Origin of the sequence: Legionella rubrilucens (assembly GCF_001468125.1) — a bacterium.
GTDB classification, from domain to species: Bacteria; Pseudomonadota; Gammaproteobacteria; order Legionellales; family Legionellaceae; genus Legionella_C; species Legionella_C rubrilucens.
This window is the reverse complement of sequence record NZ_LNYT01000007.1, coordinates 647,803-668,273: the sequence shown is the minus strand read 5'-3', so window position 1 is coordinate 668,273 and position 20,471 is coordinate 647,803. Positions and strand designations below refer to the sequence as shown.

Genomic DNA, 20,471 nt, shown 5'->3' with positions numbered 1-20,471 from the left:
GCTGTCATAAAGTCACCTTTACGCTAGATGATAATAATCGTTGCATTTAATGCGCCAGCCTGCCTTAACGCTTCAAGAATGGCGATGAGATCGCCCGGTGCCGCGCCCACGGCATTGATGGCTTTCACCAACTCCTGCAGTGTCGCGCCGGGAGCAAAAACGAAAGTCCTTGATTTTTGAGAAATATCAATCTGGCTTTCAGGCGTCACCACCGTGTTGCCAGCCGCAAAAGGATTGGGTTGGCTGACCAAGGGGTTTTCACTGACCGTCACCACCAGGTTACCGTGCGAGACGGCGACCGGCTTCACACGAACCAGTTGATTAATGACAATGGTGCCGGTGCGTGGATTGACGATGACTTTGGCTTCCGCGTCCCCGGGGGTAAATTCGATGTTTTCAAGGACGGACACGTAATCCACACGATGCCCCATGCGCTTGGGCGCAGTGACTTCGATGGAGGCAGCGTCAATGGGTCTCGCTGTCCCCGGGCCCATGGTTTGATTAATGGCATCGGCCATACGGCGGGCGGTGGTAAAGTCTGGCGAATTTAAATTGTAGGTCAGGGTCTTGGAAAAATAGAACGGGTTGGGGATGTCGGTTTCCACCGTTGCCCCATTGGGTATGCGGCCGCCGCTTGGCACGTTGACCGTGACGTTAGTCCCATCATCACCGGTCACGCTCAGACCCACGACCACCAGATGGCCCTGCGCCATGGCATAAACCCGGCCGTCCGCGCCTTTCAATGGCGTCATCAGCAAGGTGCCGCCACGCAGACTTTGCGCATCGCCGATGGATGAGACATTGACATCCATGGTCTGACCTTTCTTCATGAACGAATTCAGGTTAGCCGTGACGATGACCGCAGCAATGTTTTTGGAATTAAGCTTGGTGCCGGGAGGAATATTAATGCCGAGCTGCGTCAGCATGTTGCCGAAGCTTTGTTCAGTAAAGCGTGTCCCTGACTTGTCGCCGGTCCCGTCCAGCCCGACAACCAGCCCGTAACCAATCAACTGGTTGGTGCGGACCCCGGCTAAATTAGCCACATCCTTGATGCGCTCCGCCGCCGCCGTATGAACCAGCACAAGCAGACAAAAACCCTGTAATAACGCATTCCATTTATGCATAACTCTATCCTGTTTAATCCGTCTTCTACCCTGTTATTCCGGGAAGAAGGGGCCCCAGATGAATCGTGAGAACCAACCCTGGGCATTGACATTATTAACCTGACCAGTACCGCCGTAGGCAATACGGGCATTGGCGATGCGATCAGAACGCACCGTGTTGTCAGGGCTGATGTCCTGCGGTCTTATCATCCCGGATACACGAACGTATTCATGCCCCTGATTGATGGATACCCATTTTTCACCCTGAATGAGCATGGAACCATTGGCTAACACTTTCGCCACGGTTACGGAGATACTGCCAGCCAGTTTGTTGTTCTGAATGGATCGGGCATCTCCCATGAATTGCCGTTTGGCATTTAAGTCGAAATCGAGGCTGTAGCCTGCGCCAAGCGCGATCGGCCGCCCCAGGAAGGAGCCATTCACGATCTGGCTTTTATCATTTTTAGTCTGCATGGTTGTCGCTTTTTTCTGCGCATCGGTCTTCTCGACTAAAAGCACAGTCACAATGTCGCCGGCGTGACGCGCTCTTGGGGTTTCAAACAAAGGCAAAGCGGTTTCAGCATTATAAATTGCCCCTTGCGCCACCCTGCCCTGCTTATTATCCGGGGTTACCGGATAGGTTGGAGCAAAGTCGGGGGAGTTACCAGGCGCCGGAGGGTTTAAGAGTTCACAGCCTGAAAGCAGGCCGGCCATCGATAAGCTTACAACCAATCCTTTAATCCTCATGATCACTACCTAATTAAAGAGTCTGAGTCAGAAACTGCATCATGCTGTCCACGGTTTCAATGGCTCGCGCATTGATTTCATAGGCCCGTTGCGCCTGGATCATGTTGACCAGTTCTTCAACCACATTCACGTTAGACGCTTCAAGCGACCCCTGCTGTAACAAACCAAGTCCTGAGTTTCCGGGGTTATCCGTCTGCGCAGCCCCGCTGGCCACCGTTTCCAGATACAGGTTCTGACCGATGGGTTGTAATCCGCCGGGGTTGATAAAATCCGTCAGTTGCATGGTGCCAATCTGCGTAGGCACATTGTTTCCCGCAACAACCACGCTGACCGTCCCGTCGGAACCGATAGTAATGTTTTGCGTCTGTTCAGGCACAGAGATGGGCGGCTGCACCACATAACCGTTCGCGGTGACAATTTGTCCCTGCGAATCAAGCATGAACGTGCCGTCGCGGGTATAGGCCTGGCTGCCATCAGGCATCAGCACCTGGAAAAACCCACGCCCTAAAATAGCGACATCCAGCGGGTTATTGGTGTTTTGGATAGGGCCTTGGGTGAAAATTTTCTGGTTAGCCACCAGACGCACCCCTGTTCCCATATAAATACCGGTTGGGATTTCGGTATTCTGTGTTGATAAGGCGCCAGCCTGACGGAGGTTTTGATAGATCAAATCCTCAAAGTCGGCACGTCCTTTTTTAAATCCGGTGGTACTGACGTTGGCAAGGTTGTTGGCGATGTTTGTGATGTTTTCGGATTGCGCATCAAGACCGGTTTTACTCACCCACAGTGCTGGTTCCATGGCTATTCCTTGTCATTGCCTACTGAATTACTGTCTTACTCTTGCAATAGTTGTGCCAACCGCTGGGCGTTCTCGTCCACGGTCTGCATGACTTGAAGCTGGGCCTCAAATTCGCGGCCAGCCGCTATCATATTGACCATTTCCGTGACGGCATTGACATTGCTGCCTTCGAGCGCGCCATTAACGACGCGAATGGCGGGATCAGGTACTGCGGCGCCGCCGGAAAGGTGCATTAAACCATCCAGGCCTTTGGTCAGATTCTTGGGTTCGATTTTGACTACTTTTAAGCGATCAATCACGGATACTTCTCTCGGATCGCCATCCAGGGGCACAATGGAAATGGTGCCGTCAGCACCAATGTTGATGCTTTTCGCAGGCGGAATGGAAATCGGCCCGCCATCGCCTAAAACCGGCAGCCCGGAAGCCGTGACCAGCATGCCGGTAGAGGTCAAGTGGAAATCCCCCGCACGGGTATAGGCTTCTTTGCGTTGAGCATCCTGTACCGCAAACCAGCCATCCGGACCTTGAATCGCCACATCCAGATCGCGGCCGGTGGTCATGATTCCACCCTGCGAAAAATTAGTGCCGTTGGCTTCTTCAATGGGTATAGCCTGATCGATGATGGCAGGCCCCACCACAAACATCGATTCGGCCTGAAATAAATCGGCTTTAAATCCCGGGGTATTGGCATTAGCCAAATTATTGGCAGTAATGGTCTGACGGTCAAAATTAACCTGCGAGCCGTGCATTGCATTATACAGAATGGGTTCCATCATTGACTCCCGTCTTTATTATTCTTATTAGTGACCTGAAGCCCGTATCCTGTTAACGAATATTAATAATCGTCTGCGCCATCGCATCGCCAGTCTGAATCACTTGCGCGTTCGCCTGGAAATTACGTTGAGCGGTAATCATCTTGACCAGTTCCGCTGTTAAATCCACGTTCGATCCTTCAAGCGCCCCGGATTGAATAAGACCCAGGCTTGCGGTACCTGCCACGCCGACCAGCGGCTGTCCGGAAGAAGACGTTTCCGCCCAGTTATTGTCGCTGATGCTTTGCAACCCGTCAGGGTTTGAGAAATTGGCTAGCAGCACCTGCCCCATGGCCCGTGACTGACCATTGGTATAGCGTCCAAAAATAATCCCTTCCTCATCGACGTCCAATCCTTCAAGACGGCCGGTTGTCACGCCGTTTTGAACATTGGATTGCACAGCAAACGGGCTGCCGAACTGAGTGCTGTCAGAAAAATCGACTGTAAAGTTCAGGGGTTGCGCTCCGTTACTTAAGGTCTGAGTCAGGGGAATCAGGTTATTGGCCAAGGGGTTGTTGCTCGTATCCGTGGCACTGGCAAATGTTCCATCATCATTGAAGTTGACTCGAAACAGGTTGTCCGTGTTGTTGGGACCCACGTTAGCCGGCACGTTCTGATTATCAATCTGAAATGCCACGTACCATTGGTTCTGAGTACCCGGTGGAGACGCAGCATTGGGCGTACCCGCTGCTGCGGCTGCATCAGCACGGATAAAATACATGGTCAAGACATGGGAGTTACCCAGGCTGTCGTATATCGTGGATGACGTGGGATTATTGTAGGTGTCCGTAGCCGGCGTCGCTCCACCGACCCAGGCCACAGAAGGCGGGGTACTGTTTGCAAACAGATTCACACCGATTTGCGCATTGGTGGTGGCATTCGGCGGCACATTGGACGTGTTGATACTCAAATCGCCCACCGTGGTGGTGATGTTGCCGCTGGAATCCGCCTGATAACCCACCAACCGTTGTTGCGTGGCATTCACCACAAAACCGTCATCGCTGACGCCAAAGGAACCGGCCCTGGAATAAAGGCGAGTACCGCCGCTGTTTAGCGTAAAGAAGCCGGAACCGGTTATGGCTAAATCCAGGCTGTTATTGGTAAATGACAAGGACCCCTGACCAAACATCTGCTGGACACGCGAAAGACGAACGCCGCTGCCTATTGCATACCGACCCCCGCCAAAAGCACCAGTGGAATAAACATCAGCAAATTCTGCTCTGGACATTTTAAAACCAGTTGTGGAGGCATTAGCGATGTTATTGCCAATAACCTCCAAGTCGCTGGTCGCAGCCTGAAGACCACTGATTGCTGTTCCAAATACCATAGCGTTATCCTCCAATTAAAAATCAATAAAACGCATTGATTACTGATTAAGCAGTAATTTGTCGAACGTCACTTAAAGCCACTGAACCAATACCTGCCACGTTCAAGCGAACGCCTTCCCCATTCTGACCGAGGTTCACGCTGTCAACATTGGCAGCCACCATGGTTTTTAAGGCCACTTCCTGGCCCTGGAAATTGCCGGTGACTTTGATGGTGTATTTACCGGCTGGCATACGTTCACCCTTCTGATTCATGCCATCCCAACTGAATTGGAATAGTCCCAGTTCGTGGGTGCCTAAAGGGATGGTGCGCACCAACTCGCCATTTTCACCGTAAATGGATGCCGCGAGGTTAGAGACCGGCGCTGGAATATCAACTGCCGCATTGGCCTCGCCTTCCGCACCCAACTTGAATGTGCTGCTCGGTATCAGTACTTTGCGCCCCACCAGAGCAGACGCCTGCAAGGCTTGATTGGATTGCAAAGACGAAGCCAATTGGGAAATGGACTGTTCCATACGGGCGATCCCGTCATTGGTGCTGAATTGCGCTAATTGCGCTAAAAAATCACCGTTTGTTTTTGGATCCATGGGGTCCTGGTTACGTACCTGGGCAATCATCAAGCGCAAAAAATCTTTTTGCCCAAGACTTTGATTGCCGCTGGTAGTCGGCACGCCAGGCATGTTCACGTTGGTATTGATTCCATTAATGGAAGCCATAATTTAAACTCCTTACTGTCCCAACTGTAGTGTTCGTTGCATTAACTGTTTAGCGGAGCTAATCACTTCTAGGTTGACTTGATAAGCCCGCGAAGCCGAGATCATGTTTGCCATTTCCCCGACCAAATTGACGTTCGGTACATACACATAACCGGCTTCGTTGGCGAGAGGATTGCCGGGGTCGTAGCGAAGAACCGGTTCGAGCTCGCTTTCATAAATCCCCGCCACCTGCACTCCCGCGGTTTTTCCGGCAATGGCATTGCGTATGGACAGATTCGCCTGCTCCTGCACGGATTGAAAAAGCGGATATTGTGGACGGTAAACATCATCCGGGTTACCTGCCACCACATTGGCATTACTCATGTTGCTGGCAGTGGTTGACATCCGGGTCGTTTCAGCAACCAGCCCAGAACTGGCAATATCAAATATCGTGTTCAATGACATATTATTCCCCTCTCAATGCCAACATCATGTTTTTTATCTTGCTGTCCAAAAACGTTAAACTGGCCTGATACGATAGTGAGTTGCGTAAAAATTCCGTTGTTTCTATGTCTTTATCCACTGTGTTACCATCCAGCGATGATTGGGTTGGAATCCGGTACATGATTTGAGACGAATAGCCATTTTTGGCCACAATGTGACCAGGTTGGTCAGTAATCAGCCTGTTAGCTGACGATGACGACATCGCCTGTTTTAACGTCTCATTAAAATCAATGTCTCTTGCTTTGTAATTGGGTGTATCAGCATTAGCCAGGTTGTTTGCCAGTTGCGATGCCCGCTGGTCGCGGATCAGTAATGCTTTGGCATGCACGCCCAGATAGCTGTCCAAATCAATTGTCATGCTCCCTCCTCACGCTGACTTACTTTTTAGCAAAGCAATTGCTATGCCAAATCCCTGTAATTTGGTAGTATAGGCAGCGGCCAAACGTTTCCATTACAGCGAGAAATTTATGAGCGACCATAGCCTTTCCCTCCCGACCGATGCTGTAGAACAAATCAAAAATTACCTGTTGCAATTACAGCAAGAAATCTGCCAATCTTTACAAGCCATTGACGATAAAGGCATTTTTGTTGAGGACGCCTGGGAACGTGAAGGCGGTGGCGGTGGAATGTCCCGAGTGTTGGAAAAAGGCAATGTGTTTGAAAAAGCCGGCGTTAATTTTTCTTACGTGCATGGAGAAAGTTTGCCGCCTTCAGCCACCCTCCTGCGTCCGGAACTCAGCGGCAGGCAATTCACGGCATTGGGTGTTTCTCTGGTTATCCATCCTGAAAATCCCTACGTTCCCACGTCGCATGCCAATGTGCGTTTTATTATGGCTGAAAAGGAAAACGAGCCGCCCGTATGGTGGTTTGGCGGCGGCTTCGATTTAACCCCATATTACGGCTTTGAAGAAGACTGCCGTCATTGGCATCAAATGGCCAAAGCCGCCTGTCAACCTTTTGGCGATGATCTGTACCCTCGCCTTAAAGCCTGGTGCGATCGCTATTTTTTCATCAAGCACCGCAATGAAGCGCGCGGCATCGGCGGACTTTTCTTCGATGATTATCATGAAATCAGTTTTGAAAACAGTTTTGCCCTCATGCGCAGTGTGGGCGATCATTACCTCAAAGCCTACCAACCCATTGTGCTCCGACGAAAGGACATGCCGTATGGGGAACGTGAGAAGGAATTCCAGCTGTACCGACGAGGCCGCTATGTCGAATTTAACCTCATTTACGACAGAGGCACCCTGTTTGGTCTGCAATCCAACGGTCGGGCGGAATCCATTCTCATGTCCTTGCCGCCGGAAGTTTGTTGGCAATACAACCTGCAACCGGAGCCAAACACCCCCGAAGCTCGACTGTACAGCGACTTTTTACCGGCGCGCGACTGGTTGAGATAAAGACGTTTCCGGTTTGCTGAGCGATTCGCCTTGGCAAACCCGAAGTTAATGGCGGCGTATAACCCGCCAGAGGACAATGGCGGCGACCGCATTGAGGGCACCCAGCAATAAAAACAAAAACGCGATACTCATTTTAAAATGAATAAGCACCATTAACACCACACTGCCAACGACCATGGCGAGGGCATTTAAAATATTGTTCGCCGCCACCGTGCGTGCACGCTCGTGTTCAGGACAACTGACCTGGATGAAGGTGTAGAGGGGCACAATAAAAAGGCCCGCTGAGAAAGCAAACAGAAAAAAATCAAGCGTGACAGGCCAGTTGGAAAAATGCAGCAGAAATCGGCCTAAGGATTGTAAAGGCAAATTCTCATCCACGGCGGGGGTCACCCAATAAAGATTCATGGCAAAAAAGGACAGCAGCAACATGGCCGGAGGTACATACTTCAGGGTGATGGTCCCCTGAAGGAAGCGGCCAATGGTCAGCGAACCCAAAGCAATGCCTATGGAGAACATCGCCAGAAACAGCGCGAAAACCGAGGTATCCGCACGCAGGACATAATGGGTATAATCCGGCAGCTTGGTCGTTATGACTGCGCCAATCAGCCAAAACCAGGAAATCGTCAAGATAGCCGGTAACGTAATACGATTAGCAAAGGTCAGACGCATCATGGTGCATGTAGCCCGCCAGACATGCCAGTCGATAGCCACGGTGACTTTGCCCGGTGCGGGCGGGATGAACCAACTGGCTACCATGCCGGCAACAGCAGCGCTCAAAACAAGACCAACGGCATATCCCACATGCGAGTGGGTTGTGCCTATGGTCAAAGCGCCCAGGGTAGTGCCCAGCAAAATAGCAATAAATGTGCTGGCTTCAATCAAGGCAGTGGCACCCAGCAACTCCTCGCGGGGCAGGTGATCGGGCAGGATGGCGTATTTGATGGGCCCAAAAAAAGTGGAATGGATGCCCATGCCCATCAATACCAGCAGAAGCAGCGTCATGCTTTGGGCTGAAAAAGCCAAACTGCCGATAATCATCAGCACCAGCTCGAACACCTTGATAATCCTGGTCATCATGGCTTTATCGTACCTATCCGCCAATTGGCCGCTGGTCGCTGAAAATAAAAAGAACGGCAGAATGAATAACCCGCCGGAGAGCGCCTGATAAAATTCAGAATGCGATTGTGAAGAAGCAAGATGGTAACTGATCAAAGTCAGCATGGACAGTTTAAACGCATTGTCATTGAATGCGCCGAAAAACTGGGTAATAAACAAGGGTAAAAAAGTCCTTTTTTTCAAAAGATAAGCTTCACGCAAGGCCATACGGCTCCCTTCTTTCGACAAGAGTGAGCAACTTACTGGTAATAGCCGGTAAAGTCAAATGATCTATTTTGAAAGGCAAATTGCTACAATTTAGAGCAACAATGTGGTTTAATAGGCCCTTTAGTTTATGAAAAAGAGACTTTATGGCTTTAATTCGCGCGATTTCACTGGATTTTGACGGTGCAATTTTTAACGGTGATTTTCATCGCCACAAGGATGTCATTAGAGCCAATAAAGCCTTGCTGGATCTGATTGCAAACAACGCCGAAGGCTATGAAAGCACCACGCTTTATGCGGGCACCAACCGCCAGTCCATCAGCGATGATGCCGCCAATGCACACCGCAATGACACGGGTTCTGCCTTTCCACACCTGATGCAACTCACTGCTTATTTAAATAAGTTTCTGAAGGTAAAACTGGACAAATTTCTGTTAACGGATCTCTACCATCAGCGCAAAGCGGGGGAATCGTTTAATGAAGCCCTGACTTTATTGGAAAAGGACAGTCCGCATTACGATCGGGAAAAAATAAAACATGGCCCGTTTAAGGATTGGCTGCATGACCAGAGCAAGTTGACACTGCTCTATGCCCAAATCCATCGGTTCGCCAAACAACACCCCAAAGACACCCTGGATTTTTATTTCTATGATGATCGGGACGACATTCTTGACAAACTTCATGCCTATTTCCAGCAAAATCCCCATCGACTTCCGCGTAACCTGTGCCTGCGTATTAAACAATATTGCGGAGAAGGCTCCCTGAAAGATTACCCTCCTGTTCAGGGCACTGGAAAAATTGACAAAAAATACAAAGCCACCGTCAAGCACCTGGCTACCGATACATTGGCATCTGAACGATTCCAGCAGAAATCCCCCGCCAATGGCAAAGGCAGGCTGGTCCGTACCTATGAAGAAGCGAAAGAATCCAATTTTGTCCTGACGGCTAACCTGGACTGCATTAGCGACTGTCAGCTGCTGATCACACAACCCATACCGTCAGCTGCAGCGACTGTTCAGCCGGTCAATGAGCTGCCTGAAAAGAGCGCGTCCTGGCACGCTTTTACCAAGCCGACGTTGGGAAATGATCGTTCTCCTTTATTAAGAAGGCAACTGTCAACACCGCTTGCTTCTGCACAACAACCCTCCGAGCCTTCCCATAGCCATTCAGAATTAAGCAAACAGATTTCGCAAGCCGAGAGTGCCGGCGATGATCGGATCATGTCAACCCGCGCTTTGGCCGCTAGTCCTCCTGCTTTGGAGAAAAGCCTCAATGCTTCTGAAGCAGCGACTCCTGTCAGTGACGAGAAAAAATCAGAACCCATTGCCTGGCAGTTTTACAGGCCGTCAACTCAGCTTTTACCCGAAAAGCCTCTGCTGAGGCAGACTTCAAGCGCCACAGCCATCTCACCCCCGCAGGATGAAAGCAAGCGCCCCGCCCAGTTTCTTTAATGGCTCCTGCGTCTAACGCCTTACTCCCAGGGAGTCAGGGCGTTGTCTGCTTATTGGCTGACGGGTTAACATGACATTCCTGCGGGATTAACGGGCAACTGTAGGCATTGCGAGTCACGTTGAAAATCACATTCCCATGATGATAAACCGGATTATGATGCACTTCTCCCACGCAATTCAGTAACCATTGTCGTTGGTTGCCAAGCACGACAAAATCACCGTTTTGAGTGTTAACCGGCAAACTCACCAGACTCCTTAAACTGATCGGTGTCGATTGCCAGGCCGGTTGTCTTGTCGATTGATAATGAATATACAAAGGCGTTTCTTCCCCGTTTAATTTCGCATGCGCTTCCATTGCTTCCAAATGCCCATCGAGACAACGCCAGTAGACTTTGTAATCATCCGCAAAAGCCCAGGATGAAAAAACCGTTAAAACGAAAGCAGACAATGCAATTTTCATGTTTCTTTCCTTAGCTAAGGATTAGCATCCATTGAATAGTTTAAAACCAGTTAATCATTGGTTTTCTCTTCCCTCAACGCGGCGCGGCGGCTTAATGAGGAAATAATCTTTTCCAGACTATGCTGATGGGGCGGGTCCTGTTCGATAATCGCTCGGGTCCGTTGTTCACAATACTCCTTCACTTCCCGATCGGGCAAGATGTAAAAAGTACCCTTTTCGACCTCCTTGAGAATATGCTCCGCCACGTCTTCAGCAGGACGGCTGCGGGCAATTAATTCCTCAAGCATGGTATGCAGCGCGTCGACATGAAGCGGTGCGGAATGGGATAACAACGGCGTATTGGCAAAGGAAGGACAAACCACCGAGACAGCCACGGGTTTCTCTAACCGCTGCAAATCAAAGTGCAGGGATTCGGACAAGGCCACAATGGCATGTTTGGACATGGCATAGGCCGCCATTTGCGAGCCGCTGCATAACCCATAGAAACTGGCCATATTAATGACATGGGAGGGATGCTCCTGCTTGAACAGCACAGGTAAAAAAGCCTGGAGCCCATGAATGACGCCGAAAAGATTCACATCCATGACTTTACGGATATGCTCGCTGGTTAATTCCCACACCGGGGCAAAGTGGCCGCTGATGCCGGCATTGTTAAACAGCAAATCCACCCGGTTAAAGCGTTCGAAGGTTTGTTTAACGAGATGCCTTAAACTTTCCGGACGCGACACATCACACACCACACCCAGCACGTCGGTAGAGGTTGCAGCACTGAGTTGTTCCACCTGATCACACAGCGTACTGACGTCATTATCGGCCATGACCACATGGATGCCTCGCCTGATACAGGCCTGAGTTAACGCCAAGCCAATACCGCTGGCAGCGCCAGTGATCACCGCAACCCGTTCATTCGCATTCACCTGAGTTCCCCGCTGCCACAATCATGGAAATTCGATCATAGCGATTCTTAAGAGGGGTGGTCAAGCCAGAGCTATTGAACTGCTGCAGATTTAAACCATCTGCAGCTTTCGCAAAGACTTATTCGCTGACAATCACAACATCCTGTGCTTTATATCCCTTGGGACCCTTGTCAAGAATAAAAGTTACGGTATCGTTTTCATGGAGAGTTCTAAATCCAGAGCCTTGGATATCTTTGTAATGTACAAATATGTCATCACCCTGCTGATTGACAATAAATCCAAATCCCTTTTTTTCATTGAACCATTTAACATGGCCACTTTCTCTTTGCGACATTCACTATCCCCTTTGTCTTTAGCTCCTCTACCTGGAAGGGTAGAACTAATACTTTAGTATCCACTCCAGTTCAAATTGCTCGGACAACCCTTAAGGAATACCCTGATACCATCAAATTTGCGCTACAATGGATACGTCGTCATGCCAGACCCAACTGGCATACTCTTAGCATATCAGTTTTTTATTGATTGTTAACGATTTTTTTTAATATTGAGGTGGAGGCTCGTTATTTTGAACAGTATGAACAATTCTGTGATGACTTACTCTAAAAATGAGTTTATTCGCATGGCCCTGGCCTGTGATGTACTCAAATTCGGTGAATTTACCCTTAAATCTGGACGGAAAAGCCCTTATTTCTTCAATGCTGGCCTGTTCTATCAGGGTGACTCGCTGCGGCATCTTGGTCATTTTTATGCCAAGGTGATTATCGATCATCGAATTGATTGCCAACACCTGTTCGGTCCCGCCTACAAAGGCCTTCCCTTGGCGACAGCCACAGCCGTGGCGCTGTCGGAACGCGGCGTTAACACCACGGTTACTTTTAACCGCAAGGAAGCCAAGGATCATGGCGAGGGCGGTCAATTAATCGGCGCGCCCCTTTCAGGCAAGACCGTCATGATTGACGATGTGATCTCGGCAGGCACCGCCTTTCGCGAGGCGCAACACCACATTCAAACGCACGGCGGGCACTTATCCACTGTCGTGATTGCTCTTAATCGTTGCGAACGTGGTACAGGCAACACGTCGGCTGTGGCGGAAATTGAAGCGCAGGGCATCCAGGTGTTATCCATCGTGACGTTTTTTGACCTGGTGGAGTATTTGAACGACGAAGGCGCGAAGGAAGAAGTGAAACGCATGCAGGCGTATCGCGAGCAATACGGTTATTGACAGCAAATCGGGCCCGGAGGGCCCGACAGAAAGGAATTAATAGGCTGCGATATCAATGGTTTTGATTTTCTGAGTGATTTGTTTGCCATGACGGTTAATGGTCAGATTCACGGCGTCGCCCACTTGAATATCCGTCAGTAGATTATAAAGCGCATCGTAATTTTTTACAGGATGACCGTTCAGCGCAACAATAATGTCGCCCAGTTGAATACGTCCCCAATTGTCGCGATGTGTTCCGCGCAGGCCTGCCTTTGCTGCCGGCGTATTGGGCAATACATCGGCAATCAGGATGCCTTTAACAATGCCAAGGCGGGTAGCGATACTGGGCTCCACACGCTGGATGCCAATACCGGCCAATACCACACGGCCATTTTTAATCAGTTGCGGTACAATACGCTGAATGTCATCGGCCGGCACCGCAAAGCCCACACCGGCTGATGAACCGGAATTGGAATAAATCGCGGTATTCATGCCAATCAATCGCCCTTTTGAATCGAGCAAGGGGCCGCCGGAATTACCCGGATTGATTGACGCATCGGTTTGAATCATGTCGCGAATCGTCACCCCGCCCGCTCCGGGCACCTGACGGCCCAAGGCGGAAATCACCCCAATCGTCAGACTGTGATCCAGGCCAAAGGGATTACCGATAGCGATGACCTTTTGCCCCACCAGAAGATCGCCGGTGCGGCTTAACTCAAACGGTTTAAACCCCTTTAATTTTTCAAGCACCTGGGGTGAGGTAATCTGCAATACCGCAATGTCTTTACGGGGCTCAGAACCAATGACTTTGACGGGGACCGTCCGGTTATCAATAGTGACGCTCAATTGATCCGCGCCATGGACAACGTGGTAATTGGTGACAATATGCCCCTTCTCATCCCAGATAAAGCCGGAACCTGCACCCGCAGGAACATGGGCTTTCTGGTAGGCATGATTCGCCGTCGGTTTAATGACATTGGCTAAGCGATGCACATAAACGACCTTGGGCGAAAAGCGTTGAAACACCTCGATGGTATTGCGCTCACTAGGCAGCAGATCATCCAGATTGGTTGCGTGAAGCGAAGGTAAACAAAGTAACGACAACGAAAAAACAGCACTGCGAAAAAATTTATTGATCATCCCCAAACTCCATACCAATAGCGCCAGTTAAACGTTTGCGAATACTCTGGCGGGCCAATAACTTATCAATAACAGATTTAGGAAAATCGGTTATCGTAATTATATTTTTACTGATTAAAACGTCAATCAAGTCTTCCAAAACCCGGATCAATTGCAGATCGGACTGGATGAGTTTATACCGATCGTGGCCCTCGCAACGACTGAGGAATTCGATAATTTCCGGATTATCGAGAGGCAGTTGCTCTGCCTGCTCATCCTCCTGCTCGGCAATGGCGGTGATTTGACCGCTTTTGTCACGCCTAATATAAACCACTTGGATCATCCTCTGATATCATTGGTTGAATTATGCACTATTTTAAGGCGTTTGACCATTAAAAATCGTAACTATTTGGCTAGAAGTGATAATTGACGGGCTCTCTTGGCTTCTCTCTCCCGGAGAGGGGGGAGGTTAGAGAGGGGTTACGTTATCCTGATAAGCCCCTCTCCCCCAGGAGAGGGTTGGGGAGAGGGCGATGAAGGCTTTGATCAACTGACGGCGAATTCCACTTTTTTAGGGTGTTTCCTGAGAGGCGTTTTTTCATCCGTTGACGCGTCATCGGCGGAATTGTCGCTGCTGTCCTCTTTGGTGTTCTCATCGCTTTCATTGATATCTGTTTCAGCCTCAGCAACGTCTTCACGTCGTTGAGCTTCTCTTTTGGCCTGTTCCGGATCAATGCCGCTGGATATTCTGAAAAAGCCCAGCAAAAACTCAAAAGGTAACATCAGCGCCGATTTAAACGTGGACGTGGTTGATTTTAAACTGTCTCTGGCGACATGCTCGCTGTTGTAGTTATGGCGCAGGTAAATTTTTTCCAGCAGTCCCGTGTGACGCTGATAAATGGTATCCAGATGGCGATTGCGCCGCCCTTCCTGATCAAGCAGGTAATCCTGCAATTCCGCGTGGCTGTCCCAAAGCGCTGCACGGCGTTTTTGCAGCAAGGCAAGCTCATTGTCGTAAAACTCGATTTCCTTGTCGATTTCGCGTTTAAGCTTATCGCAGGCTTCCTTGCGTCCAGGCGCTTGTTCACCGGAAATGATGGTTTCCGATTCCTTAATCGCCACCTCGGCATAGCGATGGATCAGTTCTTCTTTCTTTTTAAGAATCTCTTCAATTTTCTGATCAAGGTATTGAATGGCTTCTTTGTTGGATCCTAAAGCCTGGTAATGGGAGTCAAAGCGTTTATTGCTGGCCATTTGCTGGCGGAGCTTATTTAATTCTGCCGCTTCCTGTGCCAAAGCACGCAATTGAGCCTGATCGTTTAAATTTTTATCCCGGCTGATTAATAATTGTCGAATAAAAGCGGCAAGAATCCCGACTACACCAAATACTGCCGCGCAGATGATAGCAATAGTGACTGGTTCCATGCTCACTCTCCTTATTGCAAGTGAATCAATTGCGTGTGGATATCAACCGTAAAATAGCGGCTGAATGCCTGGTAGGAATCAATGTCAGGCCATTGTTCTTCCCGATCGCACATGCGCAGCATTTCCGCTTCAAAAATGGGACGGTAGTATTCTTTCAGGAAGGGTTTGATTTCAGCGAGGCGATCAAAATTCTTAATTACGACGGTCGCATTTTCCGCCAGGTGTGAAATATTGACTCGCTCAAGCACATTGGATAATTCATGGTCATCCTCAACCGCCGTTTTCATCCATTTCAATAACACGGAACGGGGTCTGACACGAAGCAGTTGGCGGCCTTCAGCCACGGAGTCTTCCATCAGCACAATGTGGGAATGCAGTTCAAATTTAAAGCAGCAAAGAAAATCCAGGAAACTTCCTTCGATGTCGTTACGGGCCTCTTTTCCCAACCAACGGCAGATTTCGTGTCTGAACATTGTAGGAAAATGACGTTCAATTTCGTTTAAAGTCTCTTCATCATTCGTTTGTTTTGTTATAACATAAGCCGTGTTGTCTGTTTGAAGTAAACGTAAATCGGGTAAATCGATGTCGTTTATTTGAGCGGCCAGGAAAGATAAAAAAACCTTAGTGGGTTTGAGAACAATTATTTCCCATTGACTTGGTTGCATGACGCTCTCCTTGTTTTAATTGACTCATCCTGAGTAAAACTAAAGCAAAATCAAAACGCCTTGTCTTCCACTTTTCTCGGGGGAAGACTATCAGGTTAACTCCATCAAAATTAAATTGCAATAGATTTTTTTAGCCTACTCGGTCTGTCCACGCCCCAAAAAAGAAAAAATAATGGCCGGCAGAGGATGCTGCCATGGTATAAAAATGGTTTTGTTCTTGACAGTCATCGCGTATTGTATATGCTTGCGGTTTTTATTCTGTTGTTAAATCATGACCACCCTCAAAAAACTGGTCCTTGCTCTTTTGATCCCCCTTTTTCTGGCCTGTATGGTGATGTGGGGCGTCGTCAACTCGCTTAAACCAGACACCATCAAGGCCTACGTTAATGAGGAACTGCAACGGCTGACGAATGAATCCGGCCAAATCAAGGGTGACGTGAGCTGGCATGTTTTTCCGAGGCCGCGAATCAAAATGACTCATGTCCAGATTGGCGATCCACGCAGTGCGTCTCCTTTTGCCATCACCATCGATAACCTTCTGCTTAATCTTAAATTGACGCAATTGTTACGGGGTAATCTCGTGTTTAGCGAACTGAACGTCGATGGATTTACAGTCGAGATTGACCAGCGTGCGAATCGTATCAGTCCCCCGACCCAGGCAAAACCGCCTCGTGGGATTGAACCCCTGGCGCATCAATTTGCCATAAAAAACGTAATGCTCAGCCATGGTAAATTAATCTTAACCCGCGACCAGAGTCAGGTGATCTTCTCCGGTTTGCAAATTGGCGCGGAGCAATTCAACCTGCGGCAGCAATCCTTCCCCTTCCAGTTAAAAAGCAAGGTCACCGTCAATAAAAAGGGGCAACCGTTTGCGCACACGCAGTTCCTGTTTAAGGGAAATACTCGGCTGACAGCGCAGTGGCTTTCGGATGCGGAGCTTAAATCCCTGCCCTTGTTTGGGCAACTGACGCTGCTGGACTTAAGCATTCAGCAGTTGAAAGTCGATCGCCTGCAGGCGAATACGTCCTACAAAGAAGGGATTCTGGATTTAAACCCCCTCACCCTGAGTCTTTATCGCGGCGAATCAGTCGGCGATTTGCACTATGATCCGCAACAGGCGAGGCTTCAATTAAACCAGACGGCTACCGATTTAGACAGCAATAGGCTGATTCATGACCTTTTTGCCAGAAAGCTTTTGAAAGGACGCCTTGATTTTTCCCTGCATACCGCCATTGATCTGCACGATTTCAAATGGCCTCAGTCCATCACCGGCAAAGGCAATATCACGGTAAAGGACGGCACATTAATGGCAATGAATGTCAACCAGATGATTCAGGAAACCAATGCCCGGATTAATTCTCTTTTTCTTAATCAATCCGCCACGGACCAGCCGGCTAAACCCGAGGAAACGTTGACTAACGCTGCTTTCTTTAAGGGCAATACCGACTTTAAGCTCATGGCTTCCCAATATCGGATTGAAAACGGTTTATTAAACAGTCATTTATTCGTTCTGCAAACCAACCGTTTGCAATTGAAAGGCGGCGGCCAAATGAACCTGCTGGATTATTCTCTGTCCGGTACCCTGTTGGCCAAGGTAATCTTTAAAAATGAAAACGCTGATAAAATTCAGCAATTACTGGGCGGCGCCATTCCCCTGCTGGTGAAAGGAACCCTCATTGAACCCTTAATCCTGCCGGATATGAAAAAAATAAACCCGTTGTTGACGCAGACCTTCATCACCGAAACCCTGACCATGCCGGTTAAAGCCGTGCACAATCAATTAAAGGCTATGTTACATTAATATGCAGAACCCATTGCTTAAGCAGTTCAGCCTGCCGCTTTTAGCCTGGTATGATGAGTATGGCCGCAAGGATTTACCCTGGCAGCACCCGCGAAGCGCCTACCGTGTCTGGGTTTCGGAAATCATGCTGCAGCAAACGCAGGTGCAAACGGTTCTCCCCTATTTTGACCGTTTTATGCACCACTTCCCGACCGTGCATGATTTGGCCGAGGCGGGCGAAGATTGGGTCATGGCCCATTGGTCCGGTCTTGGGTATTACAGCCGGGCACGAAATCTGCACCGGACAGCCCAGCTCATTGCCAGCGAGTATGGCGGTGAATTCCCACAGGAGATCACGGTTCTCGCCCAGCTTCCCGGTATTGGTCCTTCCACAGCCGCAGCCATTGCCTCCCAGGCATTTAATCGCCCCACGGCCATTCTTGATGGCAACGTCAAGCGGGTCTTAAGCCGTTATTTTATGGTGGACGGTTGGCCGGAGAAGGCGGACGTGAAAAATAAACTCTGGCAATTGGCCCAAGACTGCATGCCTTTGCAGCGGTGTGCCGATTACACCCAGGCCATCATGGATTTGGGCGCGACCTGCTGCACCAGTAAAAACCCGGGATGCGAGCGTTGTCCCGTGCAGGCCAACTGCCTTGCTTTCCATCATCGGAAAGTCAGCGACTACCCTTTCAAAAAACAGAAAAAGCCACTCCCGGTCAGGCATCGGCAGTTTTTATTGCTTTGCCGCGACAACCAGGAGATTTACCTTGAAAAAAACCCGCCGAAAGGGTTGTGGAGCAGCCTCTGGTGTCTGCCCAGTCTGGATACAGAAAGCCCTGTGGAGCCTTTTATCGAGGAATACTATGGTTTTAACATCGTAAAGATTGAGAAATTAACGTCCATCAAACACACCTTCAGCCATTTTCATTTACACATGGAAGCGCATCTGGTTCATACGGGATCTTCCGTCAATCACAGCCTTAAACAACCGCGGGGCCAATGGGTTCATCCGATCGCGGCCACGGAGCTCGCTCTGGCCAAACCCATACGTGATCTCATTGAACGCTACCTTGAATACCTGGCTGTGCAGGCCGTATTGGATTAACCACCGCAACCGGCAACACCCATACCAGGGCTATCGGCTGTCCCGGCGGCGCTGGCTTATCGTCATTAACAGCAGTAAAACGCCAGCCGCCAGCAACAGCCCCATCTCGCCAAAATACAATTGGTTAACCGGAATACTCTTCCATTGCGCCAGCAGGTAATAAAACAGAATAATCACCACACCGGAAACGCTGTTGAACAGAGACTGCACGCGGCCCTGAAACTCCAGCGCCGTCATTTCCTGAGCCAGCGTGGTTAATAAAGCCCAGGCTGAAAAGGAATAACCAATCAGGAAATGATAAAAAATCGCCCAATGGGTATTCTGGGTATGGCTAAAGAGATAAAACGAGACTGTACCAAGAACAACCTGGACAAGAATAATTCTCGGAATGGAAAACCGCGTAGCCAGCCAGGGACTGATGCAACCACCGATGATAATCCCCAGCGAAAACATGGCTTCAAGCCAGCCAAACTGGGTGACATTGCTGTGCAGAATGCCTTTCGCGTATGGCGCAAGCAACACGGGCGCGGTCATCATGCAGACAAAGAACAAGCCCTGAACCAGGTAGATGAGCAGCAAGGGGGTATTGGCCAGCACATAGCGTCCGCCTTCAATAAACTGGGTAAATAACGAATCCCTGTTCTCATGCTCATCCTGGTTGCGGCGGTATTGAATGCCAAACAGGAGCAGCATGGCCAATAGATAGCAGATACCATTAATAATGAAGCAGGCCGAAGAGGACGTCATGGCCAGAATCAGACCCGCACCACCCATGCCCAAAACCGCCCCGATCTCATAGGCAATATCAACGGTCGCATTGCCATAAAGCAAATCTTTTTTATCGACAATTTCCCTGACAAAGGTCATGGCGACTGGAATATACACCGCCAACAGGGAACCAATCACGGCGGCTAACACATAAATGGAAAAGGCCGTCATGTGGTTTTGTGCCAGAAAGCCAAAGCCAAACAGGCAGGCCGCCCGCAAACCATTGGCTAAAAGCAGGAGGAATTTACGATTGTAGCGATCCGCAATCACACCAAAAAACGGCCCCAGCAACACATTAGGTAACCAGAAGCAGGTCATTAACAAAGCGGTAGACACCACCGAAGCACTGAAATGCATCAAGGTCCATACCATGATGATGTAAGTCAAACCGTTGCCGAACATGGCCATCATGCAGCTGGCAGTAAAAAGGCTGAACGAACGGTTACGAAATAAATAGAACTGATTGCTTAACATATTAATTACCATTTTTTTGTCAGAAACCCGAGGCCAATGGCTTGCAATGAACCCGGGTTCATTTTTTTAAATTGAATAACCCCTCATGAAGGCATGAGTGAGTTGCTGTATCTGACGCCACATCCAGGATGGCTATAGTGTTAGCTGTTCATTTTAGAAACATAAACGAGGTAGGCAACGTCTGCCAACCATTTTGATAGAGTGAAATCATATCACACCCAGCCTACAATTTGCAAAGTTTTTATACAGAAACCAGTCCGCAGTGGTGATCATCTTTCGAAATAGTTGTCTTAACTTGAACATTTTTTACAAGTTGAATACTATTCATCCATTTTGATTTTTAAAAGGCAAACTCGTGCAAAAAGTATTATACTGGCAGGAAGTAGTAGGGGACAGT

22 protein-coding genes are annotated in these 20,471 nt (G+C 49.2%); 5 read left to right on the top strand and 17 right to left on the bottom strand.

What is annotated here, in order from left to right; translation table 11 throughout:
- Window positions 1–23: 23 nt before the first annotated feature.
- From Lrub_RS06560 to flgB, 8 genes are read right to left on the bottom strand one after another with little or no spacing between them, the layout of a single operon-like run.
- Window positions 24–1,124: a flagellar basal body P-ring protein FlgI gene (locus Lrub_RS06560; protein WP_058531366.1), complete on the bottom strand. Its 1,101-nt coding sequence runs from the start codon at window positions 1,122–1,124 to the stop codon at window positions 24–26.
- A gap of 33 nt (window positions 1,125–1,157) precedes the next feature.
- On the bottom strand, window positions 1,158–1,850 hold the full coding sequence (locus Lrub_RS06555; RefSeq protein ID WP_058531365.1) for a flagellar basal body L-ring protein FlgH: 693 nt from the start codon (window positions 1,848–1,850) through the stop codon (window positions 1,158–1,160).
- A 13-nt stretch (window positions 1,851–1,863) separates the two neighbouring features.
- Window positions 1,864–2,649: a flagellar basal-body rod protein FlgG gene (gene flgG / locus Lrub_RS06550; RefSeq protein ID WP_058531364.1), complete on the bottom strand. Its 786-nt coding sequence runs from the start codon at window positions 2,647–2,649 to the stop codon at window positions 1,864–1,866.
- A gap of 35 nt (window positions 2,650–2,684) precedes the next feature.
- Entirely contained in the window at window positions 2,685–3,422 is a 738-nt protein-coding gene (flgF, locus tag Lrub_RS06545) for a flagellar basal-body rod protein FlgF (protein ID WP_058531569.1), read from the bottom strand.
- A 52-nt stretch (window positions 3,423–3,474) separates the two neighbouring features.
- A complete protein-coding gene (gene flgE / locus Lrub_RS06540) occupies window positions 3,475–4,788 on the bottom strand; it encodes a flagellar hook protein FlgE (RefSeq protein WP_058531363.1) in 1,314 nt (437 codons plus the stop codon).
- 46 nt (window positions 4,789–4,834) lie between these two features.
- Window positions 4,835–5,467: a flagellar hook assembly protein FlgD gene (locus Lrub_RS06535; protein ID WP_237760771.1), complete on the bottom strand. Its 633-nt coding sequence runs from the start codon at window positions 5,465–5,467 to the stop codon at window positions 4,835–4,837.
- A gap of 48 nt (window positions 5,468–5,515) precedes the next feature.
- A complete protein-coding gene (gene flgC / locus Lrub_RS06530) occupies window positions 5,516–5,947 on the bottom strand; it encodes a flagellar basal body rod protein FlgC (RefSeq protein WP_058531361.1) in 432 nt (143 codons plus the stop codon).
- A gap of 1 nt (window position 5,948) precedes the next feature.
- Window positions 5,949–6,344 (bottom strand): flagellar basal body rod protein FlgB, encoded by a 396-nt coding sequence (gene flgB, locus Lrub_RS06525; protein ID WP_058531360.1) that lies wholly within the window; start codon window positions 6,342–6,344, stop codon window positions 5,949–5,951.
- Between the two features lie 109 nt (window positions 6,345–6,453).
- On the opposite strand from flgB, the gene hemF reads away from it, so the two are divergent.
- Entirely contained in the window at window positions 6,454–7,386 is a 933-nt protein-coding gene (gene hemF, locus Lrub_RS06520; RefSeq protein ID WP_058531359.1) for an oxygen-dependent coproporphyrinogen oxidase, read from the top strand.
- 45 nt (window positions 7,387–7,431) lie between these two features.
- Here hemF and Lrub_RS06515 read toward each other — a convergent pair whose 3' ends face one another.
- Window positions 7,432–8,709: an MFS transporter gene (locus Lrub_RS06515; RefSeq protein WP_058531358.1), complete on the bottom strand. Its 1,278-nt coding sequence runs from the start codon at window positions 8,707–8,709 to the stop codon at window positions 7,432–7,434.
- Between the two features lie 143 nt (window positions 8,710–8,852).
- Between Lrub_RS06515 and Lrub_RS06510 the strand changes: the two genes are divergently transcribed.
- The gene (locus Lrub_RS06510; protein WP_058531357.1) at window positions 8,853–10,157 is read left to right on the top strand and encodes a hypothetical protein; all 1,305 of its coding nucleotides are present in this window, start codon (window positions 8,853–8,855) and stop codon (window positions 10,155–10,157) included.
- 34 nt (window positions 10,158–10,191) lie between these two features.
- Here Lrub_RS06510 and Lrub_RS06505 read toward each other — a convergent pair whose 3' ends face one another.
- The 3 genes from Lrub_RS06505 to Lrub_RS06495 form a co-directional block, all read right to left on the bottom strand.
- On the bottom strand, window positions 10,192–10,617 hold the full coding sequence (locus tag Lrub_RS06505) for a hypothetical protein (RefSeq protein ID WP_058531356.1): 426 nt from the start codon (window positions 10,615–10,617) through the stop codon (window positions 10,192–10,194).
- Between the two features lie 50 nt (window positions 10,618–10,667).
- Entirely contained in the window at window positions 10,668–11,534 is an 867-nt protein-coding gene (locus Lrub_RS06500; RefSeq protein ID WP_058531355.1) for an SDR family oxidoreductase, read from the bottom strand.
- Window positions 11,535–11,652: 118 nt separating this feature from the next.
- Window positions 11,653–11,868: a cold shock domain-containing protein gene (locus Lrub_RS06495; RefSeq protein ID WP_058531354.1), complete on the bottom strand. Its 216-nt coding sequence runs from the start codon at window positions 11,866–11,868 to the stop codon at window positions 11,653–11,655.
- A 255-nt stretch (window positions 11,869–12,123) separates the two neighbouring features.
- Between Lrub_RS06495 and pyrE the strand changes: the two genes are divergently transcribed.
- The gene (gene pyrE / locus Lrub_RS06490) at window positions 12,124–12,756 is read left to right on the top strand and encodes an orotate phosphoribosyltransferase (RefSeq protein ID WP_058531568.1); all 633 of its coding nucleotides are present in this window, start codon (window positions 12,124–12,126) and stop codon (window positions 12,754–12,756) included.
- A 36-nt stretch (window positions 12,757–12,792) separates the two neighbouring features.
- On the opposite strand, the gene Lrub_RS06485 is transcribed toward pyrE, so the two are convergent.
- The 4 genes from Lrub_RS06485 to Lrub_RS06470 all read right to left on the bottom strand — a co-directional run bounded on the left by Lrub_RS06485 (window position 12,793) and on the right by Lrub_RS06470 (window position 15,944).
- Window positions 12,793–13,875, bottom strand: coding sequence for a S1C family serine protease (locus tag Lrub_RS06485; protein WP_058531353.1), 1,083 nt, complete (start codon window positions 13,873–13,875; stop codon window positions 12,793–12,795).
- Complete coding sequence (locus Lrub_RS06480) at window positions 13,865–14,188, bottom strand: hypothetical protein (RefSeq protein WP_058531567.1); 324 nt, start codon at window positions 14,186–14,188, stop codon at window positions 13,865–13,867. Before Lrub_RS06480 ends, Lrub_RS06485 begins: the two co-directional genes overlap by 11 nt.
- 212 nt (window positions 14,189–14,400) lie before the next feature.
- On the bottom strand, window positions 14,401–15,279 hold the full coding sequence (locus Lrub_RS06475) for a hypothetical protein (RefSeq protein WP_058531352.1): 879 nt from the start codon (window positions 15,277–15,279) through the stop codon (window positions 14,401–14,403).
- Window positions 15,280–15,290: 11 nt separating this feature from the next.
- Complete coding sequence (locus Lrub_RS06470; RefSeq protein ID WP_058531351.1) at window positions 15,291–15,944, bottom strand: hypothetical protein; 654 nt, start codon at window positions 15,942–15,944, stop codon at window positions 15,291–15,293.
- Window positions 15,945–16,215: 271 nt separating this feature from the next.
- Here Lrub_RS06470 and Lrub_RS06465 point away from each other — a divergent pair, with 271 nt between their 5' ends.
- Both Lrub_RS06465 and mutY read left to right on the top strand, forming a co-directional pair.
- Window positions 16,216–17,745, top strand: coding sequence for an AsmA family protein (locus tag Lrub_RS06465; RefSeq protein WP_058531350.1), 1,530 nt, complete (start codon window positions 16,216–16,218; stop codon window positions 17,743–17,745).
- Window position 17,746: 1 nt separating this feature from the next.
- Window positions 17,747–18,832, top strand: coding sequence for an A/G-specific adenine glycosylase (gene mutY / locus Lrub_RS06460; RefSeq protein WP_058531349.1), 1,086 nt, complete (start codon window positions 17,747–17,749; stop codon window positions 18,830–18,832).
- Between the two features lie 30 nt (window positions 18,833–18,862).
- Here mutY and Lrub_RS06455 read toward each other — a convergent pair whose 3' ends face one another.
- Window positions 18,863–20,074 carry an MFS transporter gene (locus tag Lrub_RS06455; RefSeq protein WP_058531348.1) on the bottom strand — a complete coding sequence of 404 codons (1,212 nt, stop codon included), beginning with the start codon at window positions 20,072–20,074 and terminating at the stop codon, window positions 18,863–18,865.
- Window positions 20,075–20,471: the final 397 nt, after the last annotated feature.